Source organism: Mycobacterium sp. (assembly GCF_035314905.1).
In the GTDB taxonomy this organism is placed as follows: Bacteria; Actinomycetota; Actinomycetes; order Mycobacteriales; family Mycobacteriaceae; genus Mycobacterium.
In genome coordinates, this window is record NZ_DATFYW010000113.1 from 1 (window position 1) to 20,662 (window position 20,662).

The window sequence follows — 20,662 nt, forward strand, 5'->3', positions numbered from 1 at the left end:
TGACCGCTGCCCGCTCGTCCTTCACGCCGCTGAAGCGCTCCTCTCGTCTACTCGTCCGCGTCGTCAGAGGCCTCGTCGTCGGACTAGCTGACCTCTGTCGGGAGGTCTTCCGGTGGCCGGTATTCACGACCGGGTACCGACCGCCACAGCCCTGTCCGCGACCTTCATGCCTCGCGCACGGTGAATCCAGCCCCGCTGGGCCCGATGTAGCGGACCGGACCCGCTTCCTGGTCCTCAGCGACCATCTCAGTGGCGTGATAGATCATCACCGCGTCGAGGATCGAGTGGAACTGGCCGTCCTCGGTGAAGTTGACGTTCGCACCCTCGACGCGGATGAAGATCATCGTGTCCTCGGTGTTGGACTCGGGACAGACGAACGTGTGCACCGAGCCTGCGGGCCGGTAGACATAGGATCCGGCAGTCTGCGGCTGGTCCGGATATTCCTGGTAGTACCAGCGGCCCGAGAGCGTGTACGCCTCCGCGGGGCCGGTGTGGTAGTGAACCGGCATCTTAGCGCCGGGACTCAGGACCGTGAGTATCACCCAGCAACCGGCCTCCAAGTCGAGGCGCAGCGGCTTGAAGTGCACTCCGGGGCCAAGCACATCACGAAGGAGCGGGTTTCTCGACACGTTGACGGTCAGCAGCTCGCCGTGCGGATGCGCGACCACTGGCAGCACCGCCCCTGAGCGGGTGGCGGCGATGGTCGGATCGGTTTTCAGGGTCATCGCCATTCCTTGCTGGCAGTGCTTTTCACGGTGGGCTAAGTTCAGGCCACCGAGCACCAGCACCAATGCCTGCGCCCTAGGCGCGATGCTTGCCCTCTTGGGACAAGATCAACAGGGGACAATGTCCCGGAAGGCCGGGACTTCCTGCTCAGGTGCTCGCACAAAACATCGGTCTTCGCACGCTATACGCCGTTTTACTTACTGTCTGCGGCTGCCCGGCGGCGGCTGCCGAGAGGCCGACTACTGACTCGTCGAACTGACTTGATGACGACTCACTTGCACCATCAGTGTCCTCGCCTCGACTCTCACACCGTTGCCGACACCATCGCGCGTGGCCGTCCCAGAGCGCGAAGGCGGCGGGGAGGGTAAGCGTCACGATCGCAGTCTCGCCGAGGCTGGGGATGCGGTAGTCATCGCTGCGTCTCCCGCTCAGGTCGGTTCAGTGGTGAGCGGCGAACCTTGTGAGCAGGCGAAGCTGGATGGCACGCGGCCCGATCGTGTTGACCGAAAATAGCCTATAGCTGCGTAAATGCTCCTACCATCGGCAAATTGGACATCTGCTGCATGAGGTCGGCGTTGACGGCAACCCTCGAGCGGTAACCGCCCTCGTAATAGTTGAACCCGGACCACGGCTTGTCCGTGACGATCTCGTAGACGATGGTCTCGCCGTCGGGCAGCGGGTAGTCGGCGCGGACCCGGTCGCGCAACGCGCTGGAGAACGCCTCGATGCACTCGCCGAGCCGCTCCGGTGGGATTTCGTCCGCGGTCCGGTAGGCCTGCATGCGGGCGGCCAGCGGGCCCGAGCCCCCGAGTGCCGCGTCGAGCCGGGTGTGAGCCTCGCGGTAACGCTCGGGCTCACCCCTGCCGATGCGCACGTCGAAGTAGTCGTGAACCTCGTCGCGAAAGCTCACCGGCCGGCCGGCGAACCTTGCGCCGGCGCAGGCCAGCGCCCGCAGGTGCGCGGCGATGAAATCCGCGCGCGCCCGGTCGAAGCCGTTGCCGCCGGGCAGCTCCGCCAACAACCGCTCGGCCTGTCGGGCCAGGTCGGCAGGGTTGGGTGCGGGTTCGTCGTCGACCTGCCTGCGCAGTGCCGGATCGCCCGTGTAGGAGTCGACGTAGCCGGATTCCACCCTGTCGAACCGCAAGCCGAGCAGCAGGTATTCGCGGGTCAGAGCGGCGGGCTCCATGCCGATCACCGTAGCCCGGGCCGCCCCCACCGCTGACATTGCGCAACTGCCTGCAAGACTGACCCCATGCCGCGGCTGAGCGAGCCCAGCCCGTACGTCGAATTCGACCGGGAACAGTGGCGGGCGTTGCGCAAATCAACCCCGCTGGCACTGACCGAAGAAGAGCTCATCGGACTGCGGGGCCTGGGCGAACAGATCGACCTGGTCGAGGTCGCCGAGGTGTACCTACCGCTCGCGCGGTTGATCCACCTTCAGGTCGCCGCCCGGCAGCGGCTCTTCGCCGCCACCGCGGAGTTCCTCGGTGAGCAGCACCCGCCCGAGCGGCCGGTCCCGTACGTGATCGGGGTGGCCGGCAGCGTGGCCGTCGGAAAGTCCACCACCGCGCGTGTGCTGCAGGCGCTGCTGGCGCGCTGGGAGCACCACCCGCGGGTGGATCTGGTCACGACGGACGGGTTCCTCTACCCCAATGCCGAGTTGAGCCGACGAAACCTGATGCACCGCAAGGGTTTCCCGGAAAGCTACGACCGGCGCGCGTTGCTGCGTTTCGTCACCGCGGTGAAGTCGGGCGCCGATCACGCATGCGCGCCGGTGTACTCACACCTGCTGTATGACATCGTGCCGGGCGAGAAGAAGATCGTGCGGCATCCGGACATCCTGATCCTCGAGGGGCTCAACGTGCTGCAGACCGGTTCGACGCTGATGGTGTCGGACCTGTTCGACTTCTCGATCTACGTCGACGCACGGATCGAAGACATCGAGCAGTGGTACACCTCGCGGTTTCTGGGCCTACGGTCCACCGCGTTCGCCGACCCGGCATCACACTTCCACCACTATGCCGCACTCAACGACCAGCAGGCCGTCACCGCCGCCCGCGAGATCTGGCGCTCGATCAACCGGCCCAACCTGATCGAGAACATCCTGCCCACCCGGCCCCGGGCCACCCTGGTGCTGCGCAAGGACGCCGACCACTCCATCAACCGGCTGCGGCTGCGCAAGCTGTAGCCGGATCCGCGCAGGCCAGCGCGGGCTCCGCCCGATGAGACGGCGCCCGCACCGGCGATGTGGGAGTCACGCCCGCAGACGGCGCACTCCGAGGTATTGCAGATAGGCGAAGAACGCGGTGTACACGCCCGTGGCCAGGGTGACGGCCATGCCGGCCCCGGTCAGCGGCGGGGCGCCCGCCAGCACAATGATCAGCGTCGCGATCGTGCACACGGCATTGGCGATGCTGATCGCGATGCCGACAGCGCGCAGCGACGGCACCGCGGCCAGGTAGAACACCGCCAGGCCGTAGACCACGAACGCCGCGCCGATGAAGTACTCGGTAGTCGGCGACAGCCCGGTCAGCGTCGACAGCGGGTTGGCGAACGCCGCGCCGATGAGCCCGGCGAAGCCGGTGATCGTCGCGTCGGCCCGCAAAGCGAACCGCAGCAGGGCGTCGGTCGAGGAGGACAGGGGGCGGGTGGTCAGGGTGGTCATCTGGGTGGTGGTCATCTGGGTGCTCCTTGACGGGGTTGGCGGTCGAACACCCTTGATGCTGCTCAGCGACTACTGCCAGATCGACGCCCCGCACTGCCAAACACTGCCAATGCGCTGCGGTCAGATCTGCGCGACGGGAACACGTCCCCGCAGATCGGCAGCGATCAGCCGGGCGGCGGCGTTCTGCCAGTTGTGCAGCGAACGCTGCGGCACCTCGGTGACGAACCATTGCCACGCCTGGCGGGCGACCGGATCGAGGCCGGCGGCCGTGGCGTTCTGCGCGTAAGCCCGCACGCCGACGACGTAGGGGAAGTACAGCGCGTTGTAATGGCGCCACTCGTCGGTGGTGCCAAAGTCGCCGTCACGCGGTTTCAGCCGGGCGATGCTGTCGGCCAGCAGCGCCTTGAGCTCGTTGGCCCGTTCCAGCGGCTGATCGGGCGCCCCGCGGGCGGCCAGCCGGTCGTCGATCACCGGCAGCGCGGTCAGCGGGCTGGCGATGAGCTTGGACAGATCGCCGTAGTGGCCGAGGGCGCGACGGGTGAGGCGGGCGAAGTCGTCGTCGTCGATGTCGTCGAGCGGGCTCGCCGACCGCAGCGGCAGCGCCGCCTCGGTGCTGCGCAGCGCGGCCCGGTCGGCGCGCAGTGCCGGGGACCTCCAAAACGCCAGCCGGTCAAGCAGTCCGGCCAGCGCGTCGGAGAACACATGGATCGTGACCGCGACCGCCAACGTGGTGAACAGCAGCACGGTCAGGGCGGTCTTCCCGTTGGCGTTCAGCCGCACCACGGCCAGCCCGATCAGCGCCTGCCCGCCGAACAGAGCGGCGACAACCACCGTCGCGGCGAACGACCGCAGCATGTCGGCGCGCAGCGCGTGGCCCTCGTCGAACGAGTCCCACAACGCGACCGCGACCCCCAGCAGCGCGACGTCAAACCCCGTCGACGCCAGCGCCAGCCAACTGGGCACCAGGCCGAGCGGGATCACCAGGATCGCGTTGCCCAGGGCGAAGAACAGGGTGGCGACTATCACGACGCCCGCGACGGAAACGGGCTGCGACGGACGAACGACCGCGGCCACCATCGCTCCCAACGTGGACAGCGAAATCACCGCGAACATCACCCAGTGCCCGGCGCGCAGCGGCCCGTCGACGCTGCCTGCCATGACCGCGCCGGCGAACGCCGCGGCCGCGACCAGCGCAACGAGCAGCGTCTCACCCGCCCGGCTGCGCCAGCTGTCACACGGCCGCGACAACTCGACGAGCACCGCGAACCACGCGATCGCGGGCACCGCGACGAGGTAGATCTCCACGCGGCTGAGGATCTCGGCATGGGCGGTGCCGCTGACCCGGACCGCGTCGAGCGCGACCACAATCGCAAAGCTGGTCAGCCCGGCCGCGGCGAGCACCAGAACGGGTTTGCGTGGGTCACGTGCCAGCAGGTAGAGCCCCAGCCACCAGCTCAGCGTGAACACCACCGCTGACAGCGCAGCCATGGTTCAAGTGTGGCACGCGACTCAGCGGCCGTATCGGCGGTGGCGTGCGCTGTAATCACGCAGCGCGCGCAGGAAGTCGACCCGGCGGAACGCGGGCCAGTAGGCCTCCGTGAACCACATCTCCGAATAGGCGCTCTGCCACAGCAGAAAGCCCGACAGCCGCTGCTCGCCCGAGGTTCGGATCACCAGGTCGGGGTCGGGCTGGCCGGACGTGTAGAGGTTGTCCGAGATCGCGTCGACGGTGACGGCGTCGATCATCTGCTCGGGGGTCGCGCCGTTGGCGAGCTCCTTGCTCAGCAGGGCCCGCACCGCGTCGGTGATCTCCTGCCTGCCGCCGTAGGCCACTGCGACGTTGACGTGGAAATTGCCATTGCCTCGGGTGGATTCCGCGGCCTCGCGCAGACGCCGGGCAGGCTCCTCGCCGATCAGCTCCAGATCACCGACGGTGCGCACACTCCAGCGGTTGGCCGGAGCGCAGATCTCCTCGACCACGTCGGTGATGATCTCGATCAGTGCGGCGATCTCGTCGGGGTCGCGGTGCAGGTTCTCCGTCGACAGCAGATACACCGTGGCCATTTCGATGCCGGCTTCCTGACACCAGCGCAGCATCTCGGCGATCTTCGCCGCCCCCATCCGGTAGCCGTAGCTCACGTCGGAGTAACCAAGCTCACGTGCCCAGCGCCGGTTGCCGTCGCACAGCACCGCAATGTGGCGCGGTAACTCGGATTTTGACTTGGCGAGCCCCTGGCGCAGACGCATCTCGTAGAGCCGGTACACCGGCTCCTTGAGGCGCGGCGGAATGATCTCCACGAAAACCCAGACTACTGTGGCAGGCGAGACATCCGTTTGGGGGCAATGGAGGTGCCATGACAGTTGACACCGCCGAGTTCGACCAGTCGCATCCGCGGACCGGTGACGCGGAGGACTTTCCCGAGGCGGTCGCGGACAGTGTCGCCCAATTTCTGGGCAAGCCGCGGGCCCGCGGATGGATACACGTGTACTCCGCCGCGGTCGCGACCGTCGCCGGCGCCGCGCTGGTGTCGGTGTCGTGGGCGCTCGCGGGGACGCGCGCCGGGGTGGCCACCCTGATCTACACGATCACGATCGTGGCGATGTTCGCCGTCAGCGGCGCGTACCACCGCCTGCGCTGGAAGTCGGAGACGGCGCAAAAGTGGATGAAACGCGCCGATCACTCGATGATCTTCCTTTTCATCGCCGGCAGCTACACCCCGTTCGCCCTGCTGGCGTTGCCGCAGCGAAGCGGCATCGTGCTGTTCTGGATCGTCTGGGCCGGGGCGATCGCCGGGGTGGCGCTCAAGATGCTGTGGCCGTCCGCGCCGCGCTGGGTGGGCGTGCCGCTGTACCTGTTGCTGGGCTGGGTGGCGGCGTGGTTCGTGGTGCCCATCACGCACGGCGCGGGTGTCGCGGCGATGGTGCTGCTGGCGGTCGGCGGCGCGCTGTACAGCATCGGCGGCGTGCTCTACGGGCTGAAGTGGCCGAACCCGTGGCCGCGGACCTTCGGCCACCATGAGTTCTTCCACGCCTGCACCGCGGTGGCGGCGATCTGCCACTACATCGCGATGTGGTTCGCGGTGTTCTAGAGCGCCCTGTTCTAGAGCGCCGTGTTCTAGAGCGCCGTCATGTCGGCGGGGGACCACAACGCGCGCATCGCGGTGATCTTCGCGTCGTCGTCGAACTTCATCAGACTGATCGGCTCGATCCGCGAGCGGGTGTCCCCGGCGTTCACCATCAGCCGCCACAGGAAAGCGGCTTCATTGCCCGCGACCTTCAATGCCACCAATTCGGTTTCCTTGTCGACGTTCTCGATCGCGGCGTAGAACTCATGGACCGCGGCGCGGCCGCGGCGCAGCTCCGACCCGACCGGGTCCTCGATGGTGGCGTCCTCGGTGTACAGCGCGGTTATCTCGTCGGCACTGCCCTTTGCCAGCAGCTCCAGGTAGCGGTTGACGGTGTTGGCGTAGTCGTCGGCGCTCGGCATGGCGGGAACCCTACCCGGGCGCCACGAGGGCCGCCTCCAGTTCGCCCGCGGTGGTGACCGGCAGATCGCACATCCGGCCGCGGCACACATACGCCGCGTCGGACCCGTCAACCCGGTCGCGCCCGACAAGCAATTCCGACGAGTCGACCGCGCCGCCCACGACGATCGCTCCCCCGGGCGCCAAGTTGCGGGCCGTTTCGAGCAGCTCCGAATGGCCGGGATCGCACGCCACCGCGATCTGGATCGGCCCGCGTACCGCGGACTCGGCGACGGCGAGCCAGTGCGACGCCGATCGCGGAACCCGCGCCAGCAGAGGCGTGTGCGCGGCCAGCGTGTCGTCGGCCGCCTGCCGATAGCGGTCGGCGCCCGGCGCGAGGTGGGCGGCGGTGAGCATCGCCTCGGTGATCAGCGACGCACCCGACGGTGTCGCGCCGTCCAGCGGGTCGGCCGGACGCAGCAGCAGCCGCTCGGCGTCGGCGGCGGTGTCGAACCAGCGTCCCGGCTGCCGCGGATCGGCGAACTGCTCGAGCGCGGTGTCCAGCAAGCCCGTCGCCGCCGCCAGCCACGACGCGTCGCCGTCGATCTGGTGCAGGGTGAGAAGCCCGGTGGCCAGGGCGCCGTAGTCCTCGAGGATGGCAGGGCTCTCGCCGACCGCACTGCCCAGGCTGGCGCGGCGCAGCCGGCCGTCGATCAGGTGCAGCGACAGCAGCGCCGACGCGCATCGGCGGGCGGCGTCGACGAGGTCCGGACGCCGCAACGCCACACCCGCCTCCACCAGGGCCGTGATCGCCAGCCCGTTCCACGCGGTGACGACCTTGTCGTCGCGGCCGGGCTGGACGCGCGTGGTTCGCGCGGCCAACAGCGCGGTGCGCACCGTGGCGAACCGTTCATCATCGTCGGGATCGCCCGGCAGCTGCAGCACCGAGCTGCCGTGTTCGAACGTTCCATCCTCGGTGACGCCGAAAATCTCTGCGGCCCAGCGCCCGTCGTCGCCGGGAAGCACCTCGCGAAGTTGCGCGGGCGTCCACACATACGTCGAGCCTTCGCGGCCGCCGGCGTCGGCGTCCAGCGACGACGCGAACATGCCCCCCTCGGTGCCCAGCTCGTGAATCACGAAGCCGGCGGTTTCCCCGGCGACCCGGGTGGCCAACGGGTCACCCGTCCGCCGCCCCCAGTGCGCGTAGGCCCGCAGCAGCAGCGCGTTGTCGTAGAGCATCTTCTCGAAGTGGGGAACCACCCACGACGCGTCGACGCTGTATCGCGCGAAACCGCCGCTCAGCTGGTCGTAAATACCGCCGCGGGCCATCGCGGTGCCCGTGCGCCGCACCGCGGCCAGCGGAGGAACCTCGCCCGTGCGTTCGTGGCTGCGCAGCAGCGCTTCCAGCAGAGCCGACGGCGGGAACTTGGGCGCGCCGCCGAAACCGCCACGGTGCCTGTCCTCGTCGGCCAGCACCGCCACGACCGCCTCGTCGCACAGCACCGGGGTCACCGGCCGTCCGCCGCCGGGCAAACCCGACGAGAGCCTGCGCAGTTCCGACGCGATGTGGTCACCGGCCTGTTCGACCTCGTTGCGCCGGGTGCGCCACGTGTCGGTGACCGCTGCCATCAGTTCGAGGAACGCGCGCTTCGGGTAGTAGGTGCCGCAGAAGAACGGCCTGCCGTCGGGGGTGAGGAAGCACGTCATCGGCCAACCGCCCTGCCCGGTCAGCCCGACGGTGGCGTTCATGTACACCGCGTCCAGGTCGGGGCGCTCCTCCCGGTCGACCTTCACGCAGACGAAGTCCGCGTTCATCACCGCCGCCACGTCGTCGTCCTCGAACGATTCGTGCGCCATCACGTGACACCAGTGGCAGGCGGCGTAGCCGACGGACAGCAGGATCGGCAGGTCGCGTGATGCCGCCTCGGCCAGCGCCTCCGGCGTCCACTGCTGCCAGTGCACAGGGTTGTCGGCGTGCTGGCGCAGGTACGGACTGGTGGCCGACGCGAGCGAGTTAGCGGCCGGGCTCATGGGGTGGACTCCCGTCGTCGTTGCCGGTGTCGGCCCCGGTGGCGTCCTCGAGGCCGACGGTTCGGTCGTCGGCGGCCCGATCGGGCCCGGGTTTGTCGCGGTCGAAGCGCTCGGGCAGCTTCTTCAGGTGCCGATTCATCGACCACACCAGAAAGCCGGTGCAGATGAGCAGCAGCACGACGATCAGCAGCCCGACCGGGCTGGCCTTGCCGAAATCCGGGCCGACGTTGCGCGGCGGCCCGTCGGCCAGCCACAGGACGATCCGGGTGCTCACGGATCGACCTCGACCCCGGCGAACAGGTCGGTTTCCGGCACGCTCGCCGGCACCCGCGAGCGGGCCAATTCGAACTCCTCGGTTGGCCACAACCGCTGCTGCCACTCGATCGGAGCCGCGAAGAAGGCGCCGTTGGGGTCGATCTGGGTGGCGTGTGCCCGCAACGCGTCATCGCGCCGGCCGAAGTACTCCGCGCAGTGGACTCGTGTGGTCACCCGCCCGGCGAAGACGTCGTGGCCCGGGTCCCAGTGCTTGAGCCAGTTCTCGAACGGCCCGTGCTTTCCGTGCTTGGCAAACTCGTCCTGCAGCAGCTGCATCCGCTGTCTGAGGAAGCCGTGGTTGTAGTACAGCTTCTGCACGGCCCATGGCCGTCCGGCGTCGGTCCACTTGTCGGCCTCGGCCGAGGCCTGGAACGCGGCGACCGAAACCTGGTGGCAGCGAATGTGATCCGGATGCGGATAGCCGCCGTTCTCGTCGTAGGTGGTCATCACATGCGGCCGGAATTCACGGATCACGCGGACCAGGGCTTCGGTTGGTTCCTCCAGCGGCACCGCCGCGAAGGAACCCTCGGGCAGCGGCGGCGGCGGATCGCCCTCGGGCAGCCCGGAGTCGACGAAGCCGAGCCAGCGGTGTTCGACGCCGAGGATCTCGGCGGCCTTTGCCATCTCGTCGCGGCGGATCTCTGGCATCCGCTCCTGCACCGCCGGCAGGTCCATCGCGGGGTTGAGGATGCTGCCCCGCTCGCCGCCCGTGAGCGTGACAACGAGCACGCGATGGCCGTCGGCGGCGTAGCGGGCCATGGTGGCGGCACCCTTGCTGGACTCGTCGTCCGGGTGGGCGTGCACCGCCATCAACCGAAGTTCGCTCACTTGTGCTCTACCCGGTTCCTCTCGATTCAAGCCCTATAGTTCCAGTCCTAATACTTCTAGATACTTCTAGCCGACCGACGGGCACCCGAAACGACATGACCGAGCGTCCCGCCGCCCGTTACGGGCGCCAGCGGTCGTCGCGTCGCACGCGGCGCTGGATCATCATCGGCCTGACGCTGCTGGTCGTGGCCGTCGGCGGTGCGGTCGCCGCGGTCGGTTACGAACGGCTCGGCAGCGCTGACGTCGAGGAGACGCTGAGCAGTTACCGCCTTCTCGACGGCGAAACCGTGTCGGTGACGATCACCGTCACCCGAAAGGACCCGTCCAGGCCCGCGGTGTGCATCGTGCGCGCGCGGTCGAAGGACGGCGCGGAGACCGGGCGGCGGGAAGTGCTCGTGCCGCCGTCGACGCAGAAGTCCGTGCAGGTCACGACCATCGTGAAGGCCAGCAGGCCGCCAGTGATCGGCGATGTTTACGGCTGCGGCTTCGATGTGCCCGATTACCTGGTCGCACCGTGATCGGCGGGGGCGTTGTCGTGGCCGTAGGCAAACACCGGGCTGCCAAAGCGTGAAAAAATGCTTACCCCGCGGTGGTATCATCGTTCAGTACACGGTTCCTGCTGGGACCGTGTATTGCTGCTTTTGCGCCTGATTTGGTCGGCCGCGAAACGGCAGTACACGCAGTGCGACCGCCTGTTCCCGGCAGCGTGACACGAGACTGCCCTCGCGAGCGATCGCGAGTGAACGAAAGAGGAGCATGAGATGACGGATACCCAGGTGACCTGGCTTACCCAGGAGGCATATGACCGTCTCAAGGCTGAACTCGATCAGCTGATCGCCAATCGCCCGATCATCGCCGCCGAGATCAACGACCGGCGCGAGGAGGGCGATCTGCGCGAGAACGGCGGCTATCACGCCGCCCGCGAGGAACAGGGCCAGCAGGAGGCGCGGATCCGCCAGCTGCAGGAGCTGCTGAACAATGCCAAGGTCGGTGAGTCCCCGAAGCAGTCGGGCATCGCGCTGCCCGGCTCCGTGGTGAAGGTGTACTACAACGGCGACGAGTCCGACACCGAGATGTTTTTGATCGGCACCCGGGGGGAGGGCGTCAGCGACGGCAAACTCGAGGTGTATTCGCCGAACTCGCCGCTCGGCGGCGCGCTCATCGACGCGAAGGTCGGCGAGACCCGCACCTACACGGTGCCGAACGGCAACACCGTGAAGGTCACGCTCGTCAGTGCCGAGCCGTACCACTCATAGGGCCACAGGTCATAGGGCCACCGGTCACAGGGCCACGGGGTCACAGCGTCATAGCGCCACGGGGTCGTAGCGTCATAGGGCGCAGCGGCGGGCATCGTCGCAGACTGTGCTGATGGCGCAGATCACCGAGAACCTGCTTCTGCTGCTGCTCGACAACGCCACCGGAAAACCGGCACTGGACCGCACGCGCCGCGACCGGGTGCTGAGCGCGGCCGTGCTTCTCGACCTTGCTCTGGTCTGCCGGATCCGTCCCGCCATGGACGGCGAGCCGGTGCGCGCCGGGCGACTGCTGGCGCTCGCCGGCCCCGATCTGGAGGACCCGCTGCTCGACCACGCGCTGCGGCTGCTGCAGCGCCGCCCGATCACTCCCGAGGCCGCGATCGCCAAACTGCGCCACGGCATCGAGCCGATGGTGCTGAATCAGCTCGAGCGCACGGGCCAGATCAGGCCGGTCCGGTTGCGCGGCAAGCGGTACCGGACCTGGGTGTGGCCGTTGAATGACCGCACCCGGGTGAACCAGGCACGCGCCGAGCTGCTTTCGGCGCTGTTCGACCTGCGTTGCCCCACCCCGTCCACGGCCGCAATCATCTCGCTGCTGCATGCCGTGGACGGGCTCGGCGCGCTGCTGAGCCTGAACGACCGGGGCTGGCACTGGGTGCATGCCCGTGCCGGTGAGATCGCCGGTGGCGCGTGGGTGGACGAGTCGGCGGCGCGGCTACCCGAGGTCAACCTGGCGGTGACGACCTCGGTCGTCCGGCCGGCGTTGGCCTGAGGCCTCGGCTCACAAACCCGCCAGCGCCTGCTCCAGGTCCGCGATGAGGTCGGCGACGTCCTCGATCCCCACGGACAGCCGGACGAGATCGCCGGGAACCTCCAGCAGCGAACCCGCCGTCGACGCGTGGGTCATCGCGCCGGGATGCTCGATCAGCGATTCCACCCCGCCGAGTGACTCGGCGAGGATGAAAACTTCTGTCCGAGAACAGAAATCGAGCGCTGCCTGGCGGCCGCCCCGCAACCGCACCGACACCATGCCGCCGAAGTCGCTCATCTGCTGGACGGCCACGTCGTGGCCGGGATGGTCGGGCAGCCCCGGATACAGCACGGTGGTCACCGCCGGATGAAGCACGAGGAATTCGGCCACCCTGGCCGCATTTTCGCTGTGGCGCTGCATTCGCAGCACCAGGGTCTTGAGGCCGCGCATCGTCAGGTAGGCGTCGAACGGGCCCGGCACCGCGCCGGCCCCGTTCTGCAGGAACCCGAAGGCCTCGTCGAGTTCCTCGTCTCCGGTCAACAGCGCGCCGCCGACCACATCGGAGTGCCCGGCGATGTACTTGGTGGTCGAGTGCAGCACGATGTCGGCGCCCAAAGCCAGCGGCTGCTGCAACGCAGGCGAAGCAAAAGTGTTGTCCACCAACACCTTTATTGATCGGTGGCCGGCGAGCTCGGCGATCGCGGGGATGTCGGCGATCGACAGAAGCGGGTTCGTCGGCGTCTCCACCCAGATCAGCCTGGTTGCGTGGGTGATCGCAGCGCGGAGACCGTCGAGATCCGATTGCGGGACGGCCGTGTACGTCACGCCCCACATTGAGAACACCTTGTCGATCAGGCGGAAGGTGCCCCCGTAGGCGTCATTCGGGATGACCACATGATCGCCCGGGCGCAGCACCGCCCGAAGTGCACAGTCGGTGGCCGCCATCCCGGAGCTGAACGCGCGGCCAAACCTGGCCTCCTCCACCGCGGCCAACGACGCCTCCAGCGCGGTACGGGTCGGGTTGCCGGTCCGGGCGTAGTCATAGCCGGAGCGCAGGCGGCCGACCCCGTCCTGCGCGAACGTCGACGACGCATAGATCGGGGCGTTGACCGCGCCGGTGGCCGGATCGGGCCGGTAACCGGCATGGATGGCCCGGGTGGCCAGGCCCCACGTACGGTGGGCGTCGTCCGCGCTGTGCTGCTCGCTCATCGACGTCAGCCTATCGACGCCCGAACCCGGGCCGCAGCGGTGTAGACATGGAGCATGTCTCCTGCCATCGACAAGGCCGTGAAGGTCGACGACCTCCTGGACATCGACGCGATGCTTTCACCCGAGGACATCGAACTGCGCAACACCGTGCGCCGCTTCGGGGAGCAGCGGCTGCGCCCGCACATCGCGGAATGGTTCGAGGCCGGCGAGGTGCCTGCGCGCGAGCTGGCCGCCGACTTCGGCAAGCTCGGGCTGCTCGGCATTCATTTGACGGGCTACGGGTGCGGCGGGTCGACCGCGACCGCGTACGGGCTGGTGTGCCAGGAGCTGGAGGCCGTCGACAGCGGGCTGCGCAGCCTGGTGTCGGTGCAAGGCTCCCTGGCGATGTTCGCGATCCATCGCCACGGCAGCGAGGAGCAGCGCAAGCGGTGGCTCCCCGGGATGGCCACGGGCGACGTGATCGGATGCTTCGGGCTCACCGAACCAGACTTCGGCTCCAATCCGGGCGGAATGCGAACCAATGCCCGCCGGGACGGCAACGACTGGATCCTCAACGGGTCGAAGATGTGGATCACCAACGGCACCGTCGCCGACATCGCGATCGTGTGGGCTCGAACCGAGCACGGAATCGCGGGCTTCATCGTGCCCGCGGGCACGCCGGGTTTCACGGCACGCAACATGACGCACAAGCTGTCACTGCGGGCCTCGATCACCTCTGAGCTGGCCTTCGACGACGTGCGGCTGCCCGCTGACTCGAAACTGCCTGAGGCTCGAGGGCTTTCGGGCCCGCTCAGCTGTTTGTCGGAGGCGAGGTTCGGCATCGTGTTCGGGGCGGTGGGCGCCGCCCGCGACTGCCTGGAGACCACGCTCGACTACGTGAGCACCCGGCAGGTCTTCGACAAGCCGCTGTCCGGATACCAACTGACGCAGGCCAAGCTCGCCGACATGGCCGTCGAGCTGGCCAAGGCCCAGCTGCTGGCTGTCCACCTCGGCCGACTCAAAGACACCGGTCAGATCCGGCCGGACCAGGTGAGCATCGGCAAGCTCAACAACGTCCGTGAGGCACTCGCGATCGCACGTCAATGCCGAACGCTATTGGGCGCCAACGGCATCACGCTTGAGTACCCCGTGATCCGGCACGCCAACAACCTCGAGTCCGTACTCACCTACGAGGGCACGTCGGAGGTGCACCAGCTGGTGATCGGCGAGGCACTGACAGGGGTCTCCGCGTTCAGGTAGGCGTTCCGGGGGGTGCACCTTCCGTGGGCAGGCATACCGTCGACATGATCTTGTCGGCCAGCGTCTGACGCTTCGTGTCCCACAGCGGGAAGAGCCACCCGATGTAGCAGACGAGGGAGTCGACGATGTGTGCGAGCTGGCGAACGATCGACATGCCGAAACCGATTGGCTGGCCGGTCGTTTCGCCCACCACCTTGAACTTGAGCACCGATTTGCCGATGCTCGACCCGGTAGTGCCCTGGCGGTAGCCCAAGTTCCAGATCACCCACGCCAGCACCAGTGCGATGGGGAGGACATAGGCGAGGAACAACATCAACACGCCCACGCCGCTCATCGTCGTCGTGCAGCTGGTGGTATTGCCGTAGGCGTCGGTGACGCAGCCGGAATTCTGCGCGGTGGCGGCCGCGATGCCCACACAAATGCCGGACACGACAGCGCTGACGATCGCCACGGGAAGCACGTCGATCAAATACGCCGCGACGCGCCGGATCCAGGGCGTGTAGGCCTCCGGCGGCAGCGCCCCCACGCCCTGCGCCGGCGCCGGATAGCCCTGCGGATAGCCCGGGCCCGGCGGCGGGTAACCCCCGGCTTGTGGCGGCGGGTAACCCCCGGCTTGTGGCGGAGGCTGGTAACCGCCGGCTCCTGGCGGAGGCTGATAGCCACCCGGCGGTGGCGGCGGAGGGTAGCCGCCCGGGGGAGGTGGTGGCGGATTGCCGCCTGCGGGCGGCGGTTGTTGGGTCATGGCACCTTCCGCTCGGAAAATGACGACGGCAGCCCAACTTGGCTGACATCAAGCGGCCCTCACCATACCCGCGGAATCCGCCCGGGACATGCCTATCGACAGAACTGCCCGGGCGGACGTCCCGTGCCCGGAGACGGTAGACGGGATCTGTTGGCCAGCCAGTGCTTTCGAACCAGCGGGCGTCACCGTCGGGGCAGGCCCTCGGACAGGAACCCGAGCAGGTCCTGTCGCGTGATCACGCCCACCGGCTTGCCTTCGTCGACCACCATGATTGCGTCGCATTCGCGCAGCGCCTTGGCTGCGGCGCTGAGTAATTCGCCTACGCCGATCATCGGCAGCGGCGGGCTCATGTGCTGAGCCACCGCGTCGGCGAGCTTCGCCCGGCCCTCGAACACCGCGGACAGAAGTTCTCGCTCCGAGACACTTCCCGCGACTTCACCGGCCATCACCGGGGGCTCGGCGCCGACCACCGGCATCTGGGAGACGCCGTACTCCCGCAGGATGCCGATCGCATCGCGGATCGTTTCCGACGGGTGCGTATGCACAAGGTCGGGCAGTGCCCCGGACTTGCGGCGCAGCACGTCGCCGACTGTCGGCTCGGCCACCGACCCGTCGAGCCGGCTGCGCAGGAAGCCGTACGACGACATCCACGCGTCATTGAAGATCTTCGACAGGTAGCCGCGTCCGCCGTCGGGCAGCAGCACCACGACCACGGAGTCGGGGCCGGCTTCTTCGGCCACCTTCAGCGCCGCGACAACCGCCATCCCGCACGAACCGCCGACCAGCAGCCCCTCTTCGCGAGCCAGCCGCCTGGTCATCTCGAACGAGTCCGCGTCGGAGACCGCGATGATCTCGTCGGGCACGCCCGGGTCGTAGGTCGACGGCCAGAAGTCCTCGCCCACTCCTTCGACCAGGTACGGGCGTCCGCTGCCGCCGGAGTAGACCGACCCCTCCGGGTCGGCGCCCACGACGCGCACTCTTGCACCCGGTCTGCCGTCCGACACCTCCTTGAGGTAGCGCCCGGCGCCGCTGATCGTGCCGCCGGTGCCGATGCCGGCGACGAAGTGCGTGACCTTACCGTCGGTGTCCGTCCAGATCTCCGGACCGGTCGTCTCGTAGTGGCTGGCCGCGTTGTTCGGATTCGAGTACTGGTCGGGTTTCCACGCCCCGTCGATCTCGGAGACCAGGCGGTCGGAGACGCTGTAGTAGCTGTCGGGATGGTCGGGCGGCACCGCGGTCGGGCACACCACGACCTCGGCACCGTACGCGCGCAAAACGTTCCGCTTATCCTCGCTGACCTTGTCAGGGCAGACGAACACGCACCTGTAGCCGCGCTGCTGCGCCACGAGCGCGAGCCCGACGCCGGTGTTGCCCGAGGTCGGTTCGACGATCGTGCCGCCGGGGCGGAGCTCGCCGCTTGCCTCCGCGGCGTCGATCATCTTCGCCGCGATGCGGTCCTTGGCACTGCCGCCCGGGTTGAGGTATTCGACCTTCGCGAGGAGCGTGCCCGAACCGGGCGCGACAACCGAATTCAGCTGAACCAGAGGAGTGTTGCCGATGAGCTCACTGATGTGACGGGCGATCCGCATGGTCCCATGGTTTCACGCCCCGCTCAGCCCGTATTGATGGGTCTTCGCGCGAGCGCTCAGCCCGTATTGATGGGTCTTCGCGCGAGCGCTCAGCCGGTCGCTTCGCGGATGTACTCCCCGATCTGGCGCAGCGAGCGGGTGGCCTCGGGCACCGCCGGCGCGCACAACTGGAAGACGTGCATCTGCCCGGGCCAGATCCGCACCTCGGCAGGCACGCCCGCGGCGGCGAGCCGCCGGGCGGCCAGGCGCGCGTCGTAGAGAAGCACCTCCGAACCGGACACGTGGATCAGCGTGCGGGGCAGCCCCGGCTCGACATGGTCGAGCGGCTCGAACACCTCCTCCGGCGTCCCGTCAACAGTGCGCCGCGAGGCGGCCCTGGTGACCAACTTGACCAGGGCCTCAAATGCCTTCGGCGGGAACATCGCATCCGTTCGGCTGTTCGCATGCGACACCTTGGGCTCCGCCTGCAGCTGCATCAGCGGCGACATCGACACAATGGCCGCCGGCTCCTGGCCCTCGGCCAGCAGACGTTCGGCCAGTGCCAACGCCAGATAGCCACCAGCCGAATCCCCGGCCAACACGATCTGCTCGGGCTCATAGCCCTGACCGCGAAGCCAGCACCAGCCCTCATAACAGTCGTCGATGGCCTCATCGACCGAATGCTTCGGGATCATCCGGTAGTTCAACACCAGCACCGGCGCGTCGGCATACTTGGAGAGCAACGTCGTCAACCGGCCGTGCGAGTTGGCCCCACAGGTCAAGAACGCCCCGCCATGCAGGTAAAGCACCACCCGATGCGTCCCATCGGCGGGTAGCACGCCCTTGGCGCGCACCAGCTGCGCGGTGCAGTGCGGCAGTCCGATCGTGGCGCGCACCGTGCCCGGGATCGGCAACAACGCCCGTGACGCGAAGTCCACCATGCCCCACGGCCAGGGCAGATACGCGAAGTGGCTGCCGATAGCCAGCGTGGGACGGATCGTCAGCCGCGCCCCCAGCCACGCAAGGCGACCAGCAATGCCCGGACCATCCTCGACAACCTCAACCGGCGCCCCGTCGCTAACCGGATACCTACGAGCTTTTAGGTCGCGACCAGCGGTTATCCGCGGCCGAAGCGAACCCGAAACCGTACTGGGTGCGGTCATGTCACACTCCTACGCCGTTGTAGGGCCGGGTTCCGGTCGCTCGGTCAGTCCCCGGTAACTTAGCTTGACATTTATAGCCAGTTCAACAATCAACAAAAGTGTTTTGATACCGGAAGCGATATTCGAACGTGACCGCTACGCGTTTTCCGACGTCATCACACCTAAAATTGAGGCGTGGGCATCCGCGCGCCGCGTCGGTCGGCGATCATGTTGGCGGCCCTGGGGGCCATCGCGTCCTCGGGTAGCGCCTACGTCGGCGCGCGCAATCTGCTGAGCGGACAAGCGGATCGGGCGCGCAGCATCATCCCCAAGATCCGCGACGCCCCGCCGCGGGCCGACGGGGTCTACACCCGCGGTGGTGGCCCGGTCGAACGCTGGTATCGCGGCGTGCCGTTCGACCTGCACCTGATGATCTTCGGGGACTCCACCGCGACCGGGTTCGGTTGCCGTACGGCCGACGAGGTGCCCGGCGTGCTGCTGGCCAGGCGACTCGCCGAGGAGACCGGTAAGCGAATCCGGCTGAGCACCAAGGCAATCGTCGGCGCGACTTCGAAGGGCCTGTCGGGTCAGGTGGACGCGATGTTCGTCGCGGGGCCGCCACCGAACGCCGCGGTCATCATGATCGGCGCGAACGACATCACCGCGCTCAACGGCATCAGGCGGTCCGCACGACGGGTGGGTGCCGCGGCCCGCCGGCTGCAAGCCAGCGGCGCGGTCGTCGTGGTCGGCACCTGCCCCGACTTCGGGGTGATCACCGCGATTCCGCAGCCGCTGCGATGGGTTACGCGGAGCCGGGGTCTGCGGTTGGCACGCGCCCAGGCCGCCGGGGTGCGCGCCGCCGGTGGTACGCCGGTGCCACTTGCCGATCTGCTGGCGCCGGAGTTCCTCGATGCCCCTGAGCTGCTGTTTTCCGAGGACAAGTACCACCCGTCCGCGGCCGGGTACGCGTTGGCCGCCAAGCAGCTGTTCCCGGCGCTGTGCAATGCGCTGGGCGAATGGACCGGCGGGCCGGTACCGCAGCTGCCCTGGGTGTCCAGCGCCGCCGAGGCGAGGACGCTGCGCGGACGGTTCCGCAGGTTCACGAGGGTATGGCGCCGACGCACCGGCGTACCGGCACCCATCGTCGTGCCCGCGGGGTGAGGGGCTAGGTTCTGATCCAGTTCTACGACAGAGGAGCCGTCATGGCAGAAGCCGTCATCGTTTCGACCGCCCGTTCGCCGATTGGCCGCGCCATGAAGGGTTCGCTGGTCGACATGCGCCCGGATGACCTTGCCGCGCAGATGGTCCGGGCCGCGCTGGACAAGGTGCCGGCGCTGGACCCACACGACATCGACGACCTGATCATGGGCTGCGGTTCACCCGCGGGTGAGGCCGGGTTCAACATCGGCCGCGCGGTCGCCGTCGAACTCGGCTATGACTTCCTGCCGGGCACCACGGTGAACCGGTACTGCTCGTCGTCGCTGCAGACCACCAGGATGGCATTCCACGCGATCAAGGCCGGCGAGGGCACCGCATTCGTCTCGGCCGGCGTGGAGACCGTGTCGCGATTCGTCAAGGGCAGCGCCGACTCCTGGCCCGACACCCGCAACCCGGTGTTCACCAAGGCCGAGGAGCGCTCGGCGCAGGCCGCGGCGGGGGCCGACGAATGGCACGACCCGCGCGCGAACGGCGAGCTGCCCGACGTCTACATCGCGATGGGCCAGACCGCGGAGAACGTCGCGCTGCTCACCGGCATCAGCCGTGAAGACCAGGACCACTGGGGCGTGCGCAGCCAGAACCGCGCCGAGCATGCGATTGCCAACGGTTTCTTCGAGCGCGAGATCGTGCCCGTTACCCTGCCCGACGGGACGACCGTCAGCACCGACGACGGTCCGCGGCCGGGCACCACCTACGAGAAAGTCAGCCAGCTCAAGCCTGTGTTCCGTCCGAACGGCACGGTCACGGCCGGCAACGCGTGTCCGCTCAACGACGGCGCCGCGGCGGTGGTGATCACCAGCGACACCAAGGCCAGGGAGCTGGGCCTGAAGCCGTTGGCGCGCATCGTGTCCACCGGCGTGACCGGCCTTTCGCCGGAGATCATGGGGCTTGGGCCGATCGAGGCCACCCGCAGGGCGTTGGCACACGCTGGCATGTCGATCACCGACATCGACCTGTTCGAGATCAACGAGGCCTTCGCGGTGCAGGTGCTCGCCTCGGCACGCGAGCTCGGGATCGACGAGAACAAGCTCAACGTCTCCGGCGGTGCCATCGCGTTAGGCCATCCGTTCGGGATGACCGGCGCGCGCATCACCGCGACACTGCTGAACAACCTGACCACCTACGACAAGACCTTCGGTCTGGAGACCATGTGCGTCGGCGGCGGCCAGGGCATGGCGATGATCGTCGAGCGCCTGTCCTAGCGGCAAAACGCAGAAAGCCCGGCATGCGCCGGGCTTTCCGTTCGTGACGCGAACTAGCTGCGCTGGAAGTAACTGAGCAGCCGCAGAATCTCGATGTACAGCCACACCAGTGTGACGGTCAGACCCAGCGCGATGCCCCACGCCGCCTTCTCCGGCGCGCCTGCACGGATCATCTGATCGGCGGCGTCGAAGTCGATCAGGAAGCTGAACGCCGCCAAGCCGATGCAGACCAACGAGAAAACGATCGCGAGCCACGGGAGGCCGGTGCCCGCCCCGCCGCCGCGCAGCCCCAGACCAGCGCCGCCG

At 68.1% G+C, this 20,662-nt stretch carries 21 protein-coding genes and 1 pseudogene; 8 read left to right on the plus strand and 14 right to left on the minus strand.

Annotation, left to right across the window (positions count from 1 at the left end; genetic code table 11):
• Positions 1–164: 164 nt before the first annotated feature.
• Both VKG81_RS09485 and VKG81_RS09490 read right to left on the minus strand, forming a co-directional pair.
• Positions 165–725, minus strand: coding sequence for a 2,4'-dihydroxyacetophenone dioxygenase family protein (locus VKG81_RS09485; protein WP_324395675.1), 561 nt, complete (start codon positions 723–725; stop codon positions 165–167).
• A gap of 530 nt (positions 726–1,255) precedes the next feature.
• Positions 1,256–1,912: pseudogene (locus VKG81_RS09490) on the minus strand (DUF885 domain-containing protein); the annotation flags it as partial.
• 66 nt (positions 1,913–1,978) lie between these two features.
• Between VKG81_RS09490 and coaA the strand changes: the two are divergent.
• Positions 1,979–2,914, plus strand: coding sequence for a type I pantothenate kinase (coaA, locus tag VKG81_RS09495; protein ID WP_324395676.1), 936 nt, complete (start codon positions 1,979–1,981; stop codon positions 2,912–2,914).
• A gap of 66 nt (positions 2,915–2,980) precedes the next feature.
• Here coaA and VKG81_RS09500 read toward each other — a convergent pair whose 3' ends face one another.
• The 3 genes from VKG81_RS09500 to VKG81_RS09510 all read right to left on the minus strand — a co-directional run bounded on the left by VKG81_RS09500 (position 2,981) and on the right by VKG81_RS09510 (position 5,689).
• On the minus strand, positions 2,981–3,406 hold the full coding sequence (locus tag VKG81_RS09500; protein WP_324395677.1) for a hypothetical protein: 426 nt from the start codon (positions 3,404–3,406) through the stop codon (positions 2,981–2,983).
• 105 nt (positions 3,407–3,511) lie between these two features.
• Complete coding sequence (locus VKG81_RS09505) at positions 3,512–4,879, minus strand: hypothetical protein (protein WP_324395678.1); 1,368 nt, start codon at positions 4,877–4,879, stop codon at positions 3,512–3,514.
• Between the two features lie 21 nt (positions 4,880–4,900).
• Positions 4,901–5,689, minus strand: a complete 789-nt coding sequence (locus VKG81_RS09510) for a (2Z,6E)-farnesyl diphosphate synthase (protein WP_324395679.1) — start codon at positions 5,687–5,689, stop codon at positions 4,901–4,903.
• 56 nt (positions 5,690–5,745) lie between these two features.
• Between VKG81_RS09510 and trhA the strand changes: the two genes are divergently transcribed.
• The gene (trhA, locus tag VKG81_RS09515; RefSeq protein WP_324395680.1) at positions 5,746–6,480 is read left to right on the plus strand and encodes a PAQR family membrane homeostasis protein TrhA; all 735 of its coding nucleotides are present in this window, start codon (positions 5,746–5,748) and stop codon (positions 6,478–6,480) included.
• 26 nt (positions 6,481–6,506) lie between these two features.
• Here the strand turns inward: trhA and VKG81_RS09520 are convergent, their stop codons facing one another.
• From VKG81_RS09520 to mca, 4 genes are read right to left on the minus strand one after another with little or no spacing between them, the layout of a single operon-like run.
• Entirely contained in the window at positions 6,507–6,878 is a 372-nt protein-coding gene (locus VKG81_RS09520) for a nuclear transport factor 2 family protein (RefSeq protein ID WP_324395681.1), read from the minus strand.
• Between the two features lie 10 nt (positions 6,879–6,888).
• Positions 6,889–8,886: a thioredoxin domain-containing protein gene (locus VKG81_RS09525; protein ID WP_324395682.1), complete on the minus strand. Its 1,998-nt coding sequence runs from the start codon at positions 8,884–8,886 to the stop codon at positions 6,889–6,891.
• Positions 8,870–9,160: a hypothetical protein gene (locus tag VKG81_RS09530; RefSeq protein ID WP_324395683.1), complete on the minus strand. Its 291-nt coding sequence runs from the start codon at positions 9,158–9,160 to the stop codon at positions 8,870–8,872. The genes VKG81_RS09525 and VKG81_RS09530 overlap by 17 nt, the downstream gene beginning before the upstream one ends.
• Entirely contained in the window at positions 9,157–10,029 is an 873-nt protein-coding gene (gene mca / locus VKG81_RS09535) for a mycothiol conjugate amidase Mca (RefSeq protein WP_324395684.1), read from the minus strand. The genes VKG81_RS09530 and mca overlap by 4 nt, the downstream gene beginning before the upstream one ends.
• Before the next feature lie 95 nt (positions 10,030–10,124).
• Here mca and VKG81_RS09540 point away from each other — a divergent pair, with 95 nt between their 5' ends.
• The 3 genes from VKG81_RS09540 (at position 10,125) to VKG81_RS09550 (ending at position 12,057) form a co-directional block, all read left to right on the plus strand.
• Positions 10,125–10,547, plus strand: coding sequence for a DUF4307 domain-containing protein (locus VKG81_RS09540; protein WP_324395685.1), 423 nt, complete (start codon positions 10,125–10,127; stop codon positions 10,545–10,547).
• 243 nt (positions 10,548–10,790) lie between these two features.
• Complete coding sequence (gene greA / locus VKG81_RS09545; RefSeq protein WP_324395686.1) at positions 10,791–11,285, plus strand: transcription elongation factor GreA; 495 nt, start codon at positions 10,791–10,793, stop codon at positions 11,283–11,285.
• 112 nt (positions 11,286–11,397) lie between these two features.
• Positions 11,398–12,057 (plus strand): GOLPH3/VPS74 family protein, encoded by a 660-nt coding sequence (locus VKG81_RS09550; RefSeq protein ID WP_324395687.1) that lies wholly within the window; start codon positions 11,398–11,400, stop codon positions 12,055–12,057.
• Between the two features lie 9 nt (positions 12,058–12,066).
• Here the strand turns inward: VKG81_RS09550 and VKG81_RS09555 are convergent, their stop codons facing one another.
• A complete protein-coding gene (locus VKG81_RS09555; RefSeq protein ID WP_324395688.1) occupies positions 12,067–13,245 on the minus strand; it encodes a cystathionine gamma-synthase in 1,179 nt (392 codons plus the stop codon).
• A 54-nt stretch (positions 13,246–13,299) separates the two neighbouring features.
• Between VKG81_RS09555 and VKG81_RS09560 the strand changes: the two genes are divergently transcribed.
• On the plus strand, positions 13,300–14,484 hold the full coding sequence (locus VKG81_RS09560) for an acyl-CoA dehydrogenase family protein (RefSeq protein ID WP_324395689.1): 1,185 nt from the start codon (positions 13,300–13,302) through the stop codon (positions 14,482–14,484).
• On the opposite strand, the gene VKG81_RS09565 is transcribed toward VKG81_RS09560, so the two are convergent.
• The 3 genes from VKG81_RS09565 to VKG81_RS09575 all read right to left on the minus strand — a co-directional run bounded on the left by VKG81_RS09565 (position 14,477) and on the right by VKG81_RS09575 (position 17,957).
• Complete coding sequence (locus tag VKG81_RS09565; protein ID WP_324395690.1) at positions 14,477–15,226, minus strand: RDD family protein; 750 nt, start codon at positions 15,224–15,226, stop codon at positions 14,477–14,479. The genes VKG81_RS09560 and VKG81_RS09565 overlap by 8 nt on opposite strands.
• 182 nt (positions 15,227–15,408) lie before the next feature.
• On the minus strand, positions 15,409–16,815 hold the full coding sequence (locus VKG81_RS09570; protein WP_324395691.1) for a cystathionine beta-synthase: 1,407 nt from the start codon (positions 16,813–16,815) through the stop codon (positions 15,409–15,411).
• Positions 16,816–16,904: 89 nt separating this feature from the next.
• Positions 16,905–17,957, minus strand: coding sequence for an alpha/beta hydrolase (locus VKG81_RS09575; protein ID WP_324395692.1), 1,053 nt, complete (start codon positions 17,955–17,957; stop codon positions 16,905–16,907).
• A gap of 174 nt (positions 17,958–18,131) precedes the next feature.
• Here VKG81_RS09575 and VKG81_RS09580 point away from each other — a divergent pair, with 174 nt between their 5' ends.
• Together VKG81_RS09580 and VKG81_RS09585 are read left to right on the plus strand one after the other, a co-directional pair.
• The gene (locus VKG81_RS09580) at positions 18,132–19,097 is read left to right on the plus strand and encodes an SGNH/GDSL hydrolase family protein (protein WP_324395693.1); all 966 of its coding nucleotides are present in this window, start codon (positions 18,132–18,134) and stop codon (positions 19,095–19,097) included.
• A gap of 41 nt (positions 19,098–19,138) precedes the next feature.
• The gene (locus VKG81_RS09585) at positions 19,139–20,356 is read left to right on the plus strand and encodes an acetyl-CoA C-acetyltransferase (RefSeq protein ID WP_324395694.1); all 1,218 of its coding nucleotides are present in this window, start codon (positions 19,139–19,141) and stop codon (positions 20,354–20,356) included.
• Between the two features lie 53 nt (positions 20,357–20,409).
• Here VKG81_RS09585 and VKG81_RS09590 read toward each other — a convergent pair.
• The coding region (locus VKG81_RS09590) for a Bax inhibitor-1/YccA family membrane protein (RefSeq protein ID WP_324395695.1) at positions 20,410–20,662 on the minus strand (253 nt) is incomplete at its 5' end.